We start from the raw sequence: 19,006 nt of genomic DNA, 5'->3' as shown, positions 1-19,006 counted from the left end.
TTACCTCAATCGTCATACTATTTCCATATTGGTGTTTTCCGCAAACCATTTGCGCTGATTTTCTAACAGAGAGTCAAAAGTTTCATCAGCAACGATTCCCTGCGTATTGCTTTCAGCCCAAAAACCGCCGAGCCGAATTTTTCGGTCTATACGGAAGATACAACGACCCAAAAGTGGCTCTAGCAGATCTTCATATTTTTTATCTTCTTCTCGCAGATAGATTACAGTATCTCCTACTGTAAAGAGTGGCTTCATTTTTAATGCGCACTTCTTTAAGTACTCAGGATATTCGGACCCATTTGCGTAGTCCAGAAGCTTTTTTGCAGCATTGTTAAAGACTTCTTCAGTGATTGCTTTTCGACGCTTTAACAGTGCCTGTCGGCCTTCTAGTTCTTTTTTTGCCATTTCACGGGCGATAGAGGAGGTCATGGTTGCCATTTCCTTCTGAATCATCTCGTAGGCTTCCTGTAGGACCTGGTCTGTTGCCTTTTCGAGTTCTTTTTGTTTATAATCTAAGATTTCCTGGTTGATTTTCTGGCGTTGTTCACTGGCATATTCGTTAATTGCCTCATAAAATTTTCCAACGCGGAAATCTTCGTGATTTACCGTAGCTGGTGCCGAAATATCGGCTGGGGCTGCGGAAGGATTTGTTTTCATCAGTCTGCACCTCCCTACAGGTTAAATTTTTACCCCGATGGCTTCGCGGACATATCGGGTAATAGAGTCTTTTGTACGTCCGTTCCCATGGCGATCCGGAATTTCTACAATCAGTGGCTTTTTCATTTTTAATTTTAGGGTATAGATTTTTTCCGGACAAAGTTGTAATAAGGTAGCAGTGATTAAAATAACTGCTACATCGTCCATTTGGATCGCGTCGTCCAAAGCCTTTTGTACTTCTTCGGCCTTGTGCACGACGACTCCATCAATTCCCGCAAGCCGCATGCCTTCTTGCGTATCAACGTTATCGCTGATTAGATAAAAGCGCATGTTTCACACCTTCGTAAAGAGCAGAATTGCAATCAGCAGGCCATATAGTGCAATGCCTTCGCCCAATGCAACGAAGATGATTGCTTTACCAAAATTCTTAGAATCTTCACTGCAGGCACCGATTGCTGCAGCGGCACTGGGACCAACTGCGATTCCGCCGCCGACGCCGGCGATACCGACCGCGAGGCCGGCAGCGATTGCTACCAGGCCGTTAGCACTGGAGGCAACGGCATTTGCTGCATGGGCGGTCATCGGAATTGCAAGGGTAACGACACCGACCAAAAGGCAGGAGAAAATCTGTACCATTAGAGCAGTACGGGGCTTTTTTCCGTGGTTTACCGCACGGACAGCCCACATTACAGAGCCAATTAAAAAGATTACTGGAACAGCTAATAAAATTGCGGTCATAACAAAAACCTCCAAGTCAAATTGAATTCATTTTAATTATTTTAAGATGGGACACGAACCTCTACCGGAGTAAAGGGCCGACCGTCGCCATCGTAAAAACGACTGAACATTTCATAGAAATTCAGACGAAGGACATGGATGCTTACGAGCAATCCTTCCAACGCCATCACGAAGATATTGCCGATTATGAGAACAATTGGATAACCGATACCACCGACCATATCTGCAAGCGTAAATACCATATTCATCATGCCGGCATGGACTAGTACAAAAGCACCTACCCGCAGGAAGGAGACGGTATTACTCAGATAGGAAAGAAGAAATTCAAATAATTCAAAGAAATTCTGAACAATAAATTCGCCCCATTTTTCCGGTTTCCAATCGGGTTTATGTTCCATAAGACCACCGAAAACTTCGCGGAAAAACATAACCAAGAGAGGCAAAACGATCAGAAGAGTTACATAGAGCGGGGTCATTACCGGAGTACCAAGAAGCTGCAGAACGAATCCGAAAACAATACTGATATAGAAAATCAGACCTGCAACTCCATTCTGTCCGAAAAGTGCACGCTCATAGTGTTTTTGCCGAAGAGAAGAGATAATGTTGAGAAACATAGCGACAATTAGAAGCACAACGCCGATAGAAACAGCAAAAATTAAAATATTAGTCGTTGTGCTTCCTTCCATGACGGAAATGGGTTTCTCTGAGAATCCGAGTGCATAATAAAGCGGGTCGAGCAAATGCTCAAATCCGAATACGGAACCGAATACAAAACCGAAAATACAGGAAGAAATTCCACAGGGCATTAAAATGTGCCCGAGAGGCATGCTCTTCTTTTTCCACATCCATAAGCCGAGAAGGAATGCACAGATACCATGCCCTACATCACCAAACATGATGCCAAATAATGTCACAAAAATACAGGCAAGGAGGGGCGTTGGATCAATTTCGCTGTAATTTGGCAGACCGTACATTTGAGTAAAGTATTCAAATGCTTTAAATGGACGGCGGTTATGCAGCTTTACCGGTGGAGAATGAACCAGTTCATTAGAAGCATCATCAAGGTTGTATTCTACGCTGGAACATTGATCCAGTTTGCTGGTAAAGGAATTTTCAGCTTCTTGAGGAATCCAGCCGGAAAGAATGAAAAAGCCATTATATTGGAATGCGTATTTTCGAATTCCAAAATAGGTATTTTTAATTGTCAGCCATGAATAAATCAGGTTGCAGCGTTCCTGCTCGTTCTTCCAAAGTTGATTAATTTCGTCATCGACCTTTTTCAACTCATTGCGGGAAGCGTCGGCTTCTTTTTTAAATTGTTCGACAGCTTCTTTTGGGGTGCCGTCGAAGCGTTCCAGATCCAGTGGCTGAAAATACAGACGGGAGAAAATTCGGTCAATTTCCGAACATTGCTCCAAGGGGCAGATATAAACGCCCCAAACTGTTTTTTCATCCGATGTACAGGGGAAAAACACTACAAATGGGTTATCTTCATATGTTTTTAACTGTTCATAACCGGCCCTTGGCAAAGAGCCGAAGTGAATAGAGATAAACTGACATACACGAATTTTTTTCAAATCAACTGACAGCCCGACAAAATGAGAAGCATCTCTCGCATCTTGTTCATAGTGCTGTACTTCTTTTGAAATTTTTTCGTGCTGTGCTTGAAGTTTTGCGATACGATTAGAAATTGCCTGTGCATAGTGAAGAGCCTGAATAGGCTTTAGCTGTTTCTTTTCAGTTTCTTCTTCTGAGAAAAGATGAAGAGGTTGCCCAATCGATTTGATTGAAGAAGAAAGCTGCTGCAAAGGCGCCTGATATGGGTTATCTTCACTTAAAGGCAGAAAGGATTCTGTGTTAGAGTAAAAATTCATCGCATTATCTGGGTGAAAGAGGTGACTTTTTCCGCAGATTGCAGTCACTGCATCCAATTCACTTAGTTGCCCTATCATGCTGATGATTTTTACTTTGATAATAGCCAAGGTTTAGGAACTCCTTCCGCTGAACCGCTCGGGGTTCAGAAGATTTTGAATTTCTGCTTTCTGCAGTTGGTAACGAACTCCTTCAATCAGCGTGGTCAGATCATGTAGTTCTGATTGAAGAAGAAAAACATAGGAGAAAAGCACGACACTGGGATTGGGACTAAAGCGAATGTTTTTGCGGCAGTCGTGATATTCAATGTAAAAAATCAGATCATCGGGATCTTGGTGTGGGGTGGAGAGTGTGCGCTTTCCGACTCGCGTTGTCTGCATGATCTCAGAGGCTTCTTTTTCAGATTCTGCTGTTGCCATTCGATCAAGCGTTTCTTTTTTTATACTGCCAAAAGGCAGCAAAAGGGATTTGATTTGATCGGGGTCAGCGTGATAAGTTCGCTTTAAACGAATGATGCGGCTGTAATTATTGAGATCGATATAATCGTCAAAAATACGCAGCAATTCTTCACGGGTCTGACCTTTTGTTTCTTTGTAGATGACTTGATAGAGCCGTCGAAACAAATCAATCCATAAAGCACTTTCAATTCCGGTATAATCAACTTGTTCTTTGGCGCTTTTTGGGGCAAATGCCAAAAGAATTTTTTCATACTGTGTATGGGAAAGTGCGTGAAGCAGCTGATCATAGCTGGAGAGCGTATGAAGCGCTTTTTCGTCAATTTCCGTTTGGTGCGCTGCACTTTCCGGGATTAAAAAGAAAGGATCTTCCATTTGCCCGGAATTCAGTCTTGTGATGCAGCGCAGAATCATTTGGATTTCCAGCTTTTGAAGCAGGTAAGCTGAAACATGTTCCCCAAGATTCAGATCGTAACGAGCTAATTTTGCGCTTTCACTAAAGAGCCGCTCCCGCAGACAGGCTTCCAGCTGACCGCGGTGAATATGAAATTCATCGATCGAAACGAGGACGGAACGATATGCGGTATGTGCTTTTAGATAAGTGGCAATGTCATTGACGGAAGAACAATCCAGAAGAGCCATCCAGTCCTCAAAGCGCAGCCTTTGGCCATAAAGTGCGCGCGCTTTACTGAGGACGGCATTTGATGAGGTCTGTCCCATGGTTATCCCTCCAATACACGGCTGACCAATTCCTGAACCCAACCATCATGATTTTGATGGTAAACATCTTCCATCTTTTCTCGCAGAACAGCTTGCTTTTGTTCTGTTACTTTCCACTTTTCTTCAGCCAATTTACGTTCTTGAGGTTCGTTTTTGTGCAAGCGTTCTCTTGCTTCTTTTAAATAAGCATCCCGAATTTCTTCTCGGCGCTTAGCAACATCACTGGTAGCCTGGAGCTTTTCCTTTTGCGCAAGATCAGTGATCTTTTGAGCCTGCTGATCCATTTTTACAATTTGGTCAATTAAGTTTTCCATAGATACACCTCCTAAAACGGCATGAATCCCGGAAAACATTTGTTTTCCGGGAAAAGATTAACAGCATCTATTTTGAAAAGCCTATAAAATGTAAATTTAGGTTTCTTATGAGACTTACTAAGACAGAATCATAGTACAATTACAATCAAAATTCAAGAGAAAGATGCACAAACCTTACAAAAATCTTTTGAAAATTTGGTAGATATAATCAATAAACAATAAAATATTTTTCTTAAAATGCAGAATTAAGAAACGTGTATGCAAAATTAATCTAAAAATTCTATAAGAAAAATTAAAGACCTAGAATTTATCTTAACTTTTTCAATATTACAAATTTCGACTTTTTAAAAAATGAATCTTCTGCTTTTTAAAATTCAAAATTAATTTTTAAGGCTTTGCATAGGAGCAGGAATTCGACCGCCGCGTGCAATCAGTTTGGCAGGAGAATAGGGATTCAGTTCCATTACAGGTCCGCTGCCTAAGAGACCGCCAAAGTTAAGTTCATCACCGACTTTTTTGCCGATGGCGGGAATCAGCCGAACAGCCGTTGTTTTTAAGTTGACCATACCGATGGCTGCTTCATCTGCGATAATAGCGGAAATCACTTCGGCAGGGGTATTACCAGGAATAGCAATCATATCAAGTCCTACGCTGCAGACAGCTGTCATTGCTTCCAGTTTCGTAATAGAGAGTGCACCGCAGCGGGCAGCGTCGATCATCCCTGCATCTTCAGTAATCGGGATAAATGCACCGGAAAGGCCGCCTACATGAGAACTTGCCATAATGCCGCCTTTTTTCACTGCATCATTTAAAAGTGCCAAACAAGCGGTCGTTCCATGGGCACCGCAGCGCTCCAGACCCATTTCTTCGAGAATGTGTGCAACGCTGTCTCCAACTGCCGGTGTGGGGGCAAGAGACAAATCTACAATTCCAAAGGGAACGCAAAGTCTGCGGCTGGCTTCCAGCGCAACCAACTGTCCCATACGGGTAATTTTAAAGGCGGTTTTTTTGATAATATCCGCTACTTCCGTTAAATCACCGTCTGGACATTTATGCAGAGCTGCGCGTACAACGCCTGGGCCGGAAACGCCAACGTTGATGACGCAGTCCGGCTCGCCTACTCCGTGAAAAGCACCGGCCATGAAGGGGTTATCTTCCGGAGCATTGCAGAAGACAACCAGCTTTGCGGCACCAATGCACTCCCTGTCGGCGGTGCGCTCTGCAGTTTCGCGGACTACTTTTCCCATCTTTGCAACTGCGTCCATATTGATGCCGGCTTTTGTTGTGCCGATATTTACACTGGAGCAGACGAGTTCAGTTTCGGAGAGTGCTTCGGGAATACTTTCGATCAGTGCGTAGTCGCCGGGGCCGAATCCTTTGTGAACCAGCGCAGAGTAGCCGCCGATAAAGTTAACACCGACTTCTTTTGCAGCCCGGTCGAGCGCTTTGGCGTAGCGGACAGGATTTACGCCGGGGCAGGCTCCTGCGACCATTGCAATCGGGGTAACAGAGATTCGTTTGTGAATAATCGGAATTCCATATTCCTTGCTGATATCTTCTCCGGTTTTTACGAGATTACTTGCGTACCGGCAAATTTTATCATAAATTTTGTCACACGCTTTGTCTGCATCACTGTCGATGCAATCTAAAAGAGAAATTCCCATTGTGACCGTACGCACGTCCAGGTTTTCGTTATCGATCATATCAATGGTTTCTAAAATATCATGGGTATTGAGCATGGATTTACTCCTTTATTCGTTTTTGACGCCGTATCAAGTCAGATGCGGTGCATAGAATTAAAAATATCTTCGTGCATGATGTGAATCGTGAGTCCCTCTTGCTTTGCGAGTGCTGTGAATTTGTCGGAAAGTTGATCAAACGGGATTTTGGAATCCTTCAGATCAACCAACATAATCATTGCAAAGAGATCTTGCATAATCGACTGCGAAACATCCGTTACATTTACGCCGTTTTCCGCACAGATCGCGGTGACTTTTGCAAGAATTCCCACCATATCGTTGCCTAAAACTGTAATAACTGCGCGCATATTTATTCCCTCCGATACATAATTCAAACTTTTTAAATTTATTATGAACGATAAAAGAGAGACTGTCAATATTTTTTTCCCCCCGACAAATTGTCCGGCAAACTGCTTAAAAATCAGAGATTCCGCCAAAACAAAACAGTCACACTGATGTCTAGGATTCCAAGGTAAAACATGTTAAAATGAATTTGTCTTTTTGATTTATTTAGAAAAACTGGAGCCTTTAGAAAGAAGGTCAAAACATGAAATATCCTTTTTTGTCTGACTGTCATACCCATTCTAAGTGCAGCGAAGACGGTGCCGATTCGGTCATGATGCTTTGTAAAAATGCATTTGATCAGGGCCTTTATGCGATTACGATTACCGATCATTGCGAATGTAATACTTATTGGGAACAGCATTTTCATGAATCAGTTTGCCAAAGTTGGAGCGAAACTAGGCGTGCTGCGGTTTCCTTTCAAAATAAAATTCATATTTTTACTGGGGTTGAATTGGGACAGCCGATGCAGGATAAAAGCGGTGCAGATGATATTTTAAATGCCTGTTCATTTGATTTTGTTCTCGGAAGTTTACATAATGCTAAAGGCAAACGTGATTTTTACGATTTTGACTATCAACATCGGGATGTAAGGCCGGTGTTGACCCAATATTTTGAAGAACTTTTAGAGATGATTCGTTGGGGAAAATTTGATTCTTTGGCGCATCTGACTTATCCGTGGAGGTATTTTAAAGAGTATGGGATTGAAATTCCGATAGAAGACTACCAAAACCAGATTGACCATGTATTAAAAGAATTGATTCGCCAGAAAAAGAGTTTGGAAGTCAATACCAGCGGCTTGCGGCAGAAAATGGGAACGACGATGCCAAATGAAAAAATTCTCAGAAGATATCAAAGTTTTGGAGGAAGCATGATAACGGTGGGAAGTGACGCACATCGTTGGGCTGATGTAGGCAGCGGAATCGAGGAAACTTTCAGTATGCTGCGGCGGATTGGCTTTTCACATTTTACGATTTATGAAAAACGAACGCCTGTGCAGGTTTTAATTTCGGAATAAGCTTTTTTGAAAGAGGAAAGTGTATTTTATGCACTTTCCTCTTTTGTTTCTTTTTTTAATATGATATAATAAAAGCTCAAAAATTTATAAAAAACAGTATTTCAGAAGGAGTGAAAGACCGATGGATCGACTTTTAACTTTGCTGCATGAGAATGCCCGTTTAAGCAATAAACAGCTGGCAGCAATGCTGGACGAGACGGAAGAAAATATCAGCACAGCGATCGCTGATTACGAAAAAAGAGGGGTTATCCGCGGCTATCAGGCCCTGATCAACTGGGAGCGTGTCGATACCAATAAGGCCATTGCCCTAATTGAGCTGCGTGTTTCTCCGAAGAAAAATCGTGGTTTCGATGAGATTGCGGGAAAAGTAATGAGCTTTCCCGAAGTGGACAGTGTCTATTTGATGTCGGGAGGCTACGATCTCGCAGTTACCGTTCACGGAAAGTCGATGCAGGATGTCGCAATGTTTGTCATGCGTCGCCTTTCTACCTTGGACAGTGTGCTTTCCACCGCAACGCATTTTATCTTGACTCGCTATAAAGAGAGCGGCGTCATTATGAATCAGGAGGAGGAAAAGGACGAGAGGAGAGACGTATACTGTGATTGATTACAGCAAACTGCTGACAAAGCGGATTCAACAGGTTCGCCCCTCCGGAATCCGTAAATTTTTTGATATTGCCAACGAAATGGATGACGTGATTTCTCTCTCCATTGGCGAACCGGATTTTTCCACCCCATGGCATGTGCGTCAGGAAGGAATCAAGTCTTTGGAGATGGGGAAAACATGGTATAGTCCGAATCGGGGTTTTGCAGAATTAAGAGAGGAAATCTGCAAATTTTTTGATCGTCACTACCATGTTCAATATGACCCAAAAACAGAAGTGCTTGTTACCGTCGGCGGCAGCGAGGCTTTGGATCTTGCAGTCCGCTGTTTAGTGGAGCCGGGAGAAGAAGTCTTGATTCCGCAGCCCAGTTTTGTTTGTTATGAACCGATGGCACAGATGGTAGGGGCTGTTCCAGTCATTATCGAAACAAAAGAAAAAGACGGGTTTCGCCTGACACCGGAAGAACTGCGCGCAGCAATCACGCCGAAGACAAAACTTCTTGTACTGCCGTTCCCAAATAATCCGACGGGAGCGGTTATGCGAAAAAAAGATCTGGAAGCGATTGCCGAAGTCATTCGTGGAACCAACCTAATTGTCCTTTCTGATGAGATTTATAGTGAGCTGACTTATGGAGATCAGAAGCATGTTGCATTTTCGTCCCTTCCGGACATGCGCGAGCGTACGATTGTTGTCAATGGCTTTTCAAAAGCATTCGCGATGACTGGCTGGCGTTTGGGATATGCCATGGGACCAAAAGAACTGATCGCGCAGATGACAAAGCTTCATCAATATGCAATTATGAGTGCTCCAACTACCAGCCAATATGCGGCGGTTGAAGCGATGCGTCATGGAGACGCTGATATCGTTTATATGCGAGAGCAGTATGATATGCGCCGTCGGCTGATTGTTGACGGCTTTAATGAAATGAACTTGACTTGCTTTGAGCCGGAGGGTGCTTTTTATGTTTTCCCATGTATTAAGCGCACTGGACTTTCGAGTGATGAATTTTGTGAAAAATTGCTTTATGCAAAACATGTAGCAGTTGTGCCGGGCAGCGCCTTTGGAAACTGCGGAGAAGGGTACGTTCGTGTTTCTTATTCTTACAGTATCAATCATATTACGGAAGCGCTTTCCAGAATTCGTGACTTTTTAAAGCAGCTTGGGTGCTGATTTATGAAACCGTTTGTTGTAAAAGCTTATGCAAAGCTTAATCTTGCGCTGGATCTGGTCGGACGAAGAGAAGATGGCTATCATCTTCTGCGCATGGTAAATCAAAGCATTAGTCTTGCCGACTGCCTGACGATCCTGCCAAGTGATATTCTGCTCGTAAGGTGTGACGGTGCAGATCTGCCCGACGGTCCCGAAAATATTGCCTATCGTGCGGCAAAACATTTTTACGAAATCTTTCCCGAAGCACCCAAAATTCAAATTCGAATTGAAAAACAGATTCCGCATGAAGCGGGACTCGGCGGTGGCAGTACCGATGCCGCAGCCGTCCTGCAAATTTTAAATCAGATTTCCGGGAAACCATTTTCGGAGAAAGCACTTTTTACTCTCGGCGAAAAAATTGGAGCAGACGTGCCATTTTGTATCAGGGGTGGCACAGCTTTAGTCGAGGGAATCGGAGAGCAGATTACTCCTTTAAATGAAATGCCTGCCTGTAAAATTGTTTTATGTAAACCTAAAATCGGGGTAGAGACAAAGGCGGCTTTTGAGATGGCGGATCGGCTGCCTTCTTTAGAAGCGTGCTACAGCAAAAATGTGAAGCAAGCAGTCAAAGAAGAAAATCTTATAAAGCTTTCAGCTTCTCTTGGAAACTTCTTTGAAGATATTCTAAAGCTTCCGGAAATCTTAAAATTGAAGGCAGCTTTTTTGAAAATGGGAGCGCTTGGTGCCGCAATGACAGGCAGTGGATCTGCGGTATTTGGGATTTTTGAGGATCCTATTTTGGCACAAAAATGCATGGATTCCTTAAAAAAGCAATATGATGAGACTTTTTTGTGTGAACCGGTCTCAGTTCCGCTTCAAATTGAACCATAATTTTCAAACAAATTGTATAAATTTTCCAGTATGCCCCATACTTCCTTTGAATTTTATTTTAGAGGAGGAATGGGGCATGCGCCTTTTTACAAAAGCAGTTGCTGCAGCGTTAGTCCTTTGTCTGGCAATTTCCTGTACGGGAATCACTGCTGCGGGAGAAGGAATTTCTGATCGGGTTTTGCGGCTGCACGTTCTTGCAAATTCAGATTCAGAAGAGGATCAAGCATTAAAACTAAAAGTACGGGATCGGGTTCTTTCGGTTAGTGAACAATGGTTTAAAAATGTGGATAGCCGTGAAGAAGCACAAGAAGCTGCTGCGGCACATCTTGCAGATTTAAAGGAAGCCGGAGAAGAAGTCCTGAGAGAAAACGGAAGTAATGATCCGGTGGAGGTGCGGTTAGAAGACTGTTGGTTTCCTACGAGAACCTATGGAAATGTAACATTGCCTGCCGGTACTTATCGTGCGCTTCGTATTTTAATCGGCGAAGGAAAAGGGCATAATTGGTGGTGTGTGCTGTTTCCGGCGCTTTGTCTGCCAGGCGCAGAGCAGGATAGTAATACTCTTTCCGATGTGTTGACTCCGGCTCAGGAGGAGATGACACAACCAGGGTTTGCCGTCAAATTTAAAACGGTGGAACTCTATGAAGAAATACGCCAATGGCTTTCTCAAAACTCCTAAAAAGATTTTGAAAGGCTCCTTCGGAAAACCGAAGGAGCCTTTTTTAGCTTTTCCGCCCCAATTGTTTATGATATAATAGAAACAAATAAAAAGGAACGGGTGAGAAGATGCTGCATTTATTGTTGGGGCGTTCTGGAAGCGGAAAGACAAGAACTGTGCAGGAAGAATTGCGGAAACATGCCAAAAATGAAGAGGAAAAGCTGTTTTTGTTGGTTCCAGAGCAGGCTTCCTTTGAGAATGAAAGAACAATTTTGCACGCACTCGGGGCCAAAGACGCGCAAAAAATTTATGTGCTGAGCTTTTCTCGCCTTTGCGATCTGCTTGGTCGGACTTATGGAGCGATGGCCGGAAAACGGCTTTCGGCCGGAGGCAGAATCATCCTGATGAATATGGCATTGGAGCAGGTTCGAGACCGTCTGCATTTTTACCGTAAAAACGCAAATGGAACGGAATTGATTTCGACTTTGCTGCAGGGAGAAAGCGAATTTAAGATGTGCTGTGTTTCGCCGGAAGATTTGCAAAAAGCTTCTCTGAGTGCCCAGACGCCGAATCTGAAACAAAAGCTTTTGGAACTTTCTCTGATTCTGTCTTCTTATGAAGCGCTGGTGAGTCAGAGCTATCTTGATCCACAGGACGATCTGACCCGCGCGGCAAATTTACTGGAAGCCCACCCCTTCTTCGAAAATGCAGTCGTTTATATTGATGGATTTCAAAGCTTTACCATGCAGGAATATGAAATTCTTAAATTTGTGATCCGTCAGAGCAAAGAGGTTACGGTTTCTCTTTGTGCGGATCAACTGGCGGACCTTGAACATGGCTTGGGGCTTTTTTCGTTCGTTCGGGAAACAGCACAAAAATTGATTCGGCTTGCAAGAGAAGGCAATGTGCCGGTAGCAGCGCCGGCTGTTTTGCCGGAAGGCAAACGGTTTCTTTCGGAAGATCTTGCCAAACTGGAAGCAAATCTTTATCGGGGCAAACGGGAAAAGGCAGATAAAAACGCAGAACAGATTCACCTTTATGCAGCTCAGAATTTTTATGATGAGGCTCAATTTGCAGCAGCAAGCATTCGAAGATTTCTAGTAAACGGCACCTATCGCTGCCGAGAGATTGCGGTGGCGGCCCGGTCATTGGAACCTTACCGCGGAATTTTGAATGCTGCATTCGAGCGGTACGAGATTCCATTTTTCATGGACGAGGTACAAAACATTACAGCGCAGCCCTTAATGCGTCTTACACTATCGGCTTTAAAAGCGGTTTCTTCCGGGTTCGAAACCGAGGAAATTCTCACATGTATTAAGACAAATCTTCTCGGAATTGATGAAAATATGCAGTCACAGCTGGAAAATTATTGCTTTGTCTGGCAGCTGAGTAAATCAGCATGGCAGACGCCGTTTACGATGCACCCCGGCGGATTCGTTTCCAAATGGACGGAAGAAGATCAAAACCTTCTGACAGAACTCAATGAAGTACGGGAAAAAATCATCACGCCCATGGTGCATCTGAGAGAGAAAACCAAAGATACCGACGGAAAAGGGATGGCGAAAGCAGTCTATGATTATCTCACGGAAGCCGGGGTACAAGAGAATCTGCGAAATTTTGCGGATTCTCTCGAACAAGGAGGAGCCCCTGCGCTTGCAGATAATACGCTTCGTCTCTGGGATTTGTTAATGGAAATTTTGGATCAGTGCGCGATGACCATTTCAGAACGGCCGATCTCACGGACTTCCTTTCTGGAACTTTTACGAATGGTGATTTCAGAAAGTGAAATGGCAAGTATTCCGCAGGGATTGGATGAAGTGACGATAGGCGCCGCAAACCGTATCCGGATGGCAAAACCGAAAGTCGTCTTTTTGCTTGGCGTTTGTCAGGGGGAATTTCCACAGATCCCTTCCAGCGGAGGAATTCTAAGCTTTTCAGAGAGACTTTCTCTGATCGATCATGGATTGCCGCTCAGTGATCCGCTTTCAGGAGTTGCTGTGCAGGAACGATTCCTTGCCTATCAGATGGCTTCGGCTCCTAGTGAAAGGCTTTATGTTTCGTGGCCGATTAATTCCAGCGACGGAACCCAAAAACAGCCCTCTTCGCTGGTTTCGGAGATTTCCGCATTGTTTCCGCATTGCCCGGTTGAATCGGAAATGACCTTACCGGAATCTTATTTTGCAGGATCTAAAAAGGCGGCTTTCGAGCTGCTTGCGCGGCGGTGGAATCATAAGACGGCCGTAGAAGCTTCTCTGCGGGAATTGTTTTCCAAAACGGGGGAAGAGGCGCGCATGAATGCGCTGGAAAAGGCTGCAAAAAGGGAGACTGCTGTCTTTCAAAATTCCGAAAATGCCCAAAAGATTTTTCCTAAAAATATGCGTGTTTCGGCGACACAAATTGAAACGTATCATCAGTGCAGATTTCGCTATTTTTGCCGTTATGGAATGAACATCGAGGAAAGACGAATGGCAAAATTGGATGCGCTGGAATATGGCAGTTTGATGCACTATCTCTTAGAGCATTTATTTCGTGAGATCGGTGTCCAAAAGATTCTAAAAATGGGACAAAGAGGACTGCGGGAAAATGTAGATCAGCAGCTTTTATCCTATGCACAGGAAAAACTTGGCGGAACAGAGACTCAGACGGCACGCTTTTCATGGCTTTTGCAGCGTGTTGCGGAAGCGGCCTGCGTCGTGATATGGCATATTGCAGAAGAACTTTCTCAGAGCAGATTTTTACCAACTGATTTTGAGCTCCCGGTCGGACAAAATGAGATTTCCGGGTTGAAAATTTCACTTTCGGACGGTGGAAGCGTGGAAGTCGATGGAAAGATCGACCGCGTAGATGCAGACGAAATCGATGGGAATACTTATCTGCGGGTTGTTGACTATAAGACTGGTAAAAAGATGTTTCGCCTTTCCGATATTTTGGACGGAACAAACCTGCAGATGCTGATTTATCTTGCAGCACTGTGCGAAAACGGCGGTTCACACTGGAAAAATCCGAAACCTGCGGCAATTCTTTATATGCCCGCAGATCGGCCGGCTTTTACCGCTGGTCGAAAAACGGATGACGAAACGATCCAAAAAGATCAGAATAAAAAGCTGCGAATGAATGGCCTCTTGCTGGACGACCCAGGAATCCTTTCCGATATGGAAGAGGATGGGAAAGGAACTTACATTCCTGTTGCTCTAAAAAACGGGGCGCCAACAGCAAAGAGCAGTGTTGTAAGCAGCAAGGATTTTGAGCTGATTCTCCAAAGTATTCGAAAAATGGTCAAGGAGATGGCAGAAGAACTTCATCGGGGAAATGTGGAAGCGCAGCCTTTAAACGATCGGGATACTGCATGTAAGTGGTGTCCGTACGGGGCAGTCTGTATGACCGAGGAAGGAATGCCCGTTCGGGAAACAAAATCGAATGTATCTGTGACAGAGGCAGTTGAGATTCTGAGAAGGGGAGAGTCAGATGAAACGTGAATGGACAAGCGCTCAAAGAGATGCGATCGAAGCGCGCGGCGGACCGCTTCTGGTATCCGCAGCAGCCGGTTCCGGAAAGACGGCGGTCTTGGTAGAGCGGGTGATCAAAAGAATCACCGATCCTAAAGATCCAATTGATGCTGATCGCCTTCTGGTCGTTACTTATACAAAGGCAGCGGCTGCCGAAATGCGCGGACGAATTGCAGACAAGCTTTCGGAACTTCTGGAAGAGGAACCGGACAGCCTTTTTCTGCAAAGACAGCAGCTGCTTTTATCAAGAGCACATATCAGTACGGTACATAGCTTTTGTCAGGAACTTTTGCGGGAACATTTTTCTGCAGTTGGAATTTCGCCGGATTTTCGAATTGCAGATGAGAGCGAACTTTCAGTTTTGCAGAATGAAACATTGGATCGGGTCCTCGATTCCTTTTACGAAAAAAATGATGCTGTCTTTTATCAGCTGTTGGATGCATTTTCAGCCGGGCGGGATGACCATCTGCTCCGAAACATTCTTTTTAAACTATATGATTTTGTACGCAGTCACCCGTTTCCGTCTCGTTGGCTGCGGGAAAAAGCAGCGATGTATGACTGCCAAAATATTAGGCAGTCGGTTTGGGGAGACGTAATTATCCAATTCGCACAGCAGACGTTTTCTTATGCGATTTCGATAACACAGCATTCTATGAGGCTTTTAGAGTCAGCAGATGAGAAACTAAGAGCTGCCTCCATGTCGGCTTTTTTGTCGGATCGGGAAATGCTGGAGGCCCTTCTCAAAAGCCTTCAAAATGATTCGTGGGATGGCTTTTCTCAGAAAATTCAAACGGCTTCTTTTGAACGTCTTTCCACTCCGAGGGGGTATTCCGATGATCCTATTAAAATTGCGGTGGCGGAAAATCGGAAAGAAGTAAAATCCGGAATTGAAGATTTAAAAGCAATTTTTGCACCGTCGGAGGCCGAATGTCTGGAAGATTTGCAGGCACTAAAACCGCTTGTCGAAAAATTGTTTTCCATTTTGGAAGAGTTTCATACGGTGCTGCAGCAGAAAAAAGCAGAACGAAAAATGGCTGATTTTGGAGACTTGGAGCATTGGGCATTGCAGCTTTTGGTCGAGGAGACGCCGGACGGCTATCAGAAGACATCTGCTGCCGAAGAGATTTCCAACCAGTTCGATGAGATTATGGTGGACGAATATCAGGATACAAATGAAACGCAGGATTTGATTTTTCGTGCCGTTTCCAAAGATGAGACGAATCTTTTTATGGTGGGGGATGTCAAACAGAGTATCTATAGTTTTCGTCAGGCAATGCCCGAGCTGTTCCTTCGCCGACGGGAAAAAAGCACGGAATATCATAGAGATCATGCGCAGTTTCCCGCATGTATCACTTTAGACCGTAATTTTCGCAGTCGTTTTGGCATTACGGAATCGGTCAATTTCTTTTTCCGTCAGCTGATGAGTCGGGAAGTTGGACAGATGGAATATACCGAAAAAGAATCTCTGATGTGTGGAGCAGAGTATCCGGAAATAGAGGATTCTGCGTTGGAACTAGATATTCTGCAATATTCTGCCGAAGAAACAGATCATTTTCTGGAGGCGGAATGCCGACGGATTGCAGAGAAGATTTTTGAATGGACTGCAACGAACTCAGTAACGGAAAATGGGCAGATGCGGCCTGCACAATATCGGGAAATCTGTATTTTATTGCGCAGTGCAAATCAATATGCGCCTATTTATGCAGATGAATTGGGAAAATTGGGGATTCCTGCATGGGCGGATGCCGGGAAGGGATTCTTTGATGCACCGGAAATACGGGCAGTGCTTTCCCTTTTGCAGACGATTGATAATCCACTCAATGACCTTGCATTGCTTGCTCTTCTGATGGGACCAATCGGCGGCTTTAGTCTGGACGAAATGGCAGATATTCGTGCAGAAAGCAAAGACAGTTCTCTTTTTGCTTCTTTACAAAAGGCTGCCACAGAAGGAAACGAACGAATGTGCTCATTTTTAAAGAAGCTTTCCCTTTGGCGCAATTTTGCAGCTGCGCTTCCATCAGATCAGCTAATTGGAGCTTTATACGAAGAAACCGGTTATGCGGATCTTGTGCTTGCAATGGAAAATGGAACGCAGCGCCTTGCAAATCTGCGCCTTTTGCAGGAACGAGCCAGATCTTATGAGGATAGCGGTCATAATGGGCTTTCCGGATTTCTTCGCTTTTTGGAACGTCTCAAAAATCAAGGGCAGGATATTCCGATGGCAGAGACGCTCAGCGAAAGTGCCAATGTGGTGCGGATCATGAGTATTCATAAGAGCAAAGGACTAGAATTTCCAATTGTAATTCTAGCGGGATGTTCCAGAAAATTTCATACGGAAAAAGATACGGTTCTTCTTCACCCACAGATGGGTTTAGGCATTCAGCTGCGAGCAAAAGGAAAAGAATATCGGGTAAAGACGCTTCCATGGCAGGCAAATGCGATTCTCCTTCGTCAGGAGGGTATGAGTGAAGAACTGCGAGTCTTTTATGTAGCGCTTACAAGGGCAAAGGAAAAGCTTTTGCTACTCTGTTCTGAAAAAGATCCCGAAAAAACTCTTTCTTCACTAGCCTGCAAAATGGGAGAAAAAAATCAGATTCCTCCTTTTGCGGTTCAACATGCAGATTGCCTGTCCGATTGGATTTTGCTCTGTGCACTGCGTCATCCGGATTCTAAAAAGCTGCGGGAACTTTCCAGTATGGATTGTAAAGTCTTTCCCTGCGACGCTTCATGGAAAGTGGAACTGATCCACGATCAGCCATTTGAGCCGGAACAAAATGAAGTGTGTAAAATAGAAATGCCGCCGGCAGATTCCAAATTACTCGAGGAACTGATGCGTTATACACAATATCAATATCCTTATCGAGATTTAGGGGCGGTACGAGCAAAAACAGCTGCTTCTGAGCTTGCAGAAAAGCCGCTTCAAAAGCAATATGCCGCCATGAGCCGACCAGCGTTTTTAGGTAAAAAGGGTTTAACTCCGGCGGAACGCGGAACAGCTTTGCATGCTTTTTTACAGTTTGCAGACTGGAAAATTTTAAAGGGAAATGTACAGGGGGAATTGGAACGCCTTGTTAAAGAGGGATTTTTGACATCGGAGCAGGCAAGTGCAGTTGATATTTCTGCCGTAATGGAGTTTTGTCAGACACCGGTTTTTGAACGGATACAAAGATCGCCACGCGTCCTTCGGGAATATCGCTTTTCGGTGGAAATCCCGGCAAAGCGCCTTGATCAGAAACTGACCGGTTCTATGGCGCAGGAGCCGGTTGTACTGCAGGGAGCGATAGACTGTGCATTTGAGGAAAATGGCGGAATCATTTTGATGGACTATAAGACGGATCACGTTCAATCCGCGGAGGAACTATGGAATCGTTATCAAGGTCAGCTCCTTCTCTACCGCGAAGCACTCGAAAAATGCTTCGATCTTCCGGTGACGGAATGCCTGCTTTATTCTTTTGCACTTCATAAAGAAATCAGAGAAACAAGTATTTAATTAATACGAAAGCCCCCAAACTACTTTTCATAGTTTGGGGGCTTTTAAAAATATAAAAGGAAGGAAAGTTAAAAGAAATCCATTACGGTTTTGCCAATCAGTAAAGCGGCAACGACCAGCATGATGGGGCGGATAACCACGCTGCCTTTTTTTAGAGCCAAGCCGGAACCAATCAGGTTTCCGACGATACAGCAGCATGCAGCGGGGACTGCTATCGCATAGTTGATCGTTCCGGCAAGGATGTAAGTGACAAGTGCTGCGTAGTTTGAGGCAAGATTTAAGATTTTAGCATTTCCACCCGCAGTTTTCATATCATATTTCATTAGATAGCAATAAACTAAAATCGCGATTGTTCCTGTGCCGGGTCCAAAAAGTCCATCGTAACAACCGACAATCATTCCAATTAAAAATCCCATGAGATATCTTTTTTTAATGGGAATTTCTGTGGAGCGATTTGTGTCGTTGCCTTTCTTTTTCATTAAAATCAGTACAACAACGAGCGGCATCAGACAGAGTAGTGCTCCCTTTAAAAGACGTTCCGGAAGAAACAGAACTGCCCGAGAGGAAAAAGAAGAAGCAAGAAAAGCACCACAAGCTGAGAGCAATGCAATTTTGATATCGACAGCACCGTGGCGAAAATAGCGAATCGCTGAAAAAGTGGTTCCGCTTGCCGCAGTAAATTTATTAATCCCATAAACTTGTTGCAGAGGAAGTCCCGTCAATAGAATCGCGGGCATAGAAATTAGGCCGCCGCCACCAGCAACTGAATCTACAAATCCGGAAAGAAATAGTGCCGGGCATAAAAAAAGCAGCACATTCAAAGAAATCCTCTCCTTGTTCTTTATTCCATGT

Annotated in this window: 16 protein-coding genes; 7 read left to right on the top strand and 9 right to left on the bottom strand. The window is 44.2% G+C overall.

What is annotated here, in order from left to right:
- Window positions 1-12 precede the first annotated feature (12 nt).
- The 8 genes from ACVS9P_RS07650 to ACVS9P_RS07615 form a co-directional block, all read right to left on the bottom strand.
- The gene (locus ACVS9P_RS07650) at window positions 13-657 is read right to left on the bottom strand and encodes a V-type ATP synthase subunit E (RefSeq protein WP_452102989.1); all 645 of its coding nucleotides are present in this window, start codon (window positions 655-657) and stop codon (window positions 13-15) included.
- Between the two features lie 21 nt (window positions 658-678).
- Window positions 679-987 carry a V-type ATP synthase subunit F gene (locus tag ACVS9P_RS07645; RefSeq protein WP_452102988.1) on the bottom strand — a complete coding sequence of 103 codons (309 nt, stop codon included), beginning with the start codon at window positions 985-987 and terminating at the stop codon, window positions 679-681.
- A 3-nt stretch (window positions 988-990) separates the two neighbouring features.
- Window positions 991-1,395, bottom strand: coding sequence for an ATP synthase subunit C (locus ACVS9P_RS07640; RefSeq protein WP_452102987.1), 405 nt, complete (start codon window positions 1,393-1,395; stop codon window positions 991-993).
- Between the two features lie 41 nt (window positions 1,396-1,436).
- Window positions 1,437-3,377, bottom strand: coding sequence for a V-type ATP synthase subunit I (locus ACVS9P_RS07635; protein WP_452102986.1), 1,941 nt, complete (start codon window positions 3,375-3,377; stop codon window positions 1,437-1,439).
- A 3-nt stretch (window positions 3,378-3,380) separates the two neighbouring features.
- On the bottom strand, window positions 3,381-4,442 hold the full coding sequence (locus tag ACVS9P_RS07630) for a V0D/AC39 family V-type ATPase subunit (RefSeq protein ID WP_452102985.1): 1,062 nt from the start codon (window positions 4,440-4,442) through the stop codon (window positions 3,381-3,383).
- Window positions 4,443-4,444: 2 nt separating this feature from the next.
- Window positions 4,445-4,756: a hypothetical protein gene (locus ACVS9P_RS07625; protein WP_452102984.1), complete on the bottom strand. Its 312-nt coding sequence runs from the start codon at window positions 4,754-4,756 to the stop codon at window positions 4,445-4,447.
- Window positions 4,757-5,136: 380 nt separating this feature from the next.
- A complete protein-coding gene (locus ACVS9P_RS07620; RefSeq protein ID WP_452102983.1) occupies window positions 5,137-6,495 on the bottom strand; it encodes a DUF711 family protein in 1,359 nt (452 codons plus the stop codon).
- A gap of 38 nt (window positions 6,496-6,533) precedes the next feature.
- A complete protein-coding gene (locus tag ACVS9P_RS07615) occupies window positions 6,534-6,803 on the bottom strand; it encodes an ACT domain-containing protein (RefSeq protein ID WP_452102982.1) in 270 nt (89 codons plus the stop codon).
- A gap of 239 nt (window positions 6,804-7,042) precedes the next feature.
- Between ACVS9P_RS07615 and ACVS9P_RS07610 the strand changes: the two genes are divergently transcribed.
- The 7 genes from ACVS9P_RS07610 to addA all read left to right on the top strand — a co-directional run bounded on the left by ACVS9P_RS07610 (window position 7,043) and on the right by addA (window position 18,154).
- The gene (locus ACVS9P_RS07610) at window positions 7,043-7,855 is read left to right on the top strand and encodes a histidinol-phosphatase HisJ family protein (protein ID WP_452102981.1); all 813 of its coding nucleotides are present in this window, start codon (window positions 7,043-7,045) and stop codon (window positions 7,853-7,855) included.
- 121 nt (window positions 7,856-7,976) lie between these two features.
- Window positions 7,977-8,462 (top strand): Lrp/AsnC family transcriptional regulator, encoded by a 486-nt coding sequence (locus ACVS9P_RS07605; RefSeq protein ID WP_266161379.1) that lies wholly within the window; start codon window positions 7,977-7,979, stop codon window positions 8,460-8,462.
- Complete coding sequence (locus ACVS9P_RS07600) at window positions 8,458-9,630, top strand: pyridoxal phosphate-dependent aminotransferase (RefSeq protein WP_452104686.1); 1,173 nt, start codon at window positions 8,458-8,460, stop codon at window positions 9,628-9,630. Before ACVS9P_RS07605 ends, ACVS9P_RS07600 begins: the two co-directional genes overlap by 5 nt.
- A gap of 3 nt (window positions 9,631-9,633) precedes the next feature.
- Window positions 9,634-10,500, top strand: a complete 867-nt coding sequence (gene ispE, locus ACVS9P_RS07595) for a 4-(cytidine 5'-diphospho)-2-C-methyl-D-erythritol kinase (protein WP_452102980.1) — start codon at window positions 9,634-9,636, stop codon at window positions 10,498-10,500.
- Window positions 10,501-10,576: 76 nt separating this feature from the next.
- Complete coding sequence (gene spoIIR / locus ACVS9P_RS07590; RefSeq protein WP_452102979.1) at window positions 10,577-11,179, top strand: stage II sporulation protein R; 603 nt, start codon at window positions 10,577-10,579, stop codon at window positions 11,177-11,179.
- A 107-nt stretch (window positions 11,180-11,286) separates the two neighbouring features.
- Window positions 11,287-14,634: a PD-(D/E)XK nuclease family protein gene (locus ACVS9P_RS07585; protein WP_452102978.1), complete on the top strand. Its 3,348-nt coding sequence runs from the start codon at window positions 11,287-11,289 to the stop codon at window positions 14,632-14,634.
- The gene (gene addA / locus ACVS9P_RS07580) at window positions 14,624-18,154 is read left to right on the top strand and encodes a helicase-exonuclease AddAB subunit AddA (RefSeq protein WP_452102977.1); all 3,531 of its coding nucleotides are present in this window, start codon (window positions 14,624-14,626) and stop codon (window positions 18,152-18,154) included. Before ACVS9P_RS07585 ends, addA begins: the two co-directional genes overlap by 11 nt.
- 68 nt (window positions 18,155-18,222) lie before the next feature.
- Here the strand turns inward: addA and ACVS9P_RS07575 are convergent, their stop codons facing one another.
- Window positions 18,223-18,969, bottom strand: coding sequence for a sulfite exporter TauE/SafE family protein (locus tag ACVS9P_RS07575; RefSeq protein WP_452104685.1), 747 nt, complete (start codon window positions 18,967-18,969; stop codon window positions 18,223-18,225).
- Window positions 18,970-19,006 lie beyond the last annotated feature (37 nt).

The organism is Caproicibacterium sp. NSD3 (genome assembly GCF_053613275.1).
Note: the sequence above shows the minus strand (reverse complement) of the source record. Positions and strands in the feature narration are given on the sequence as shown.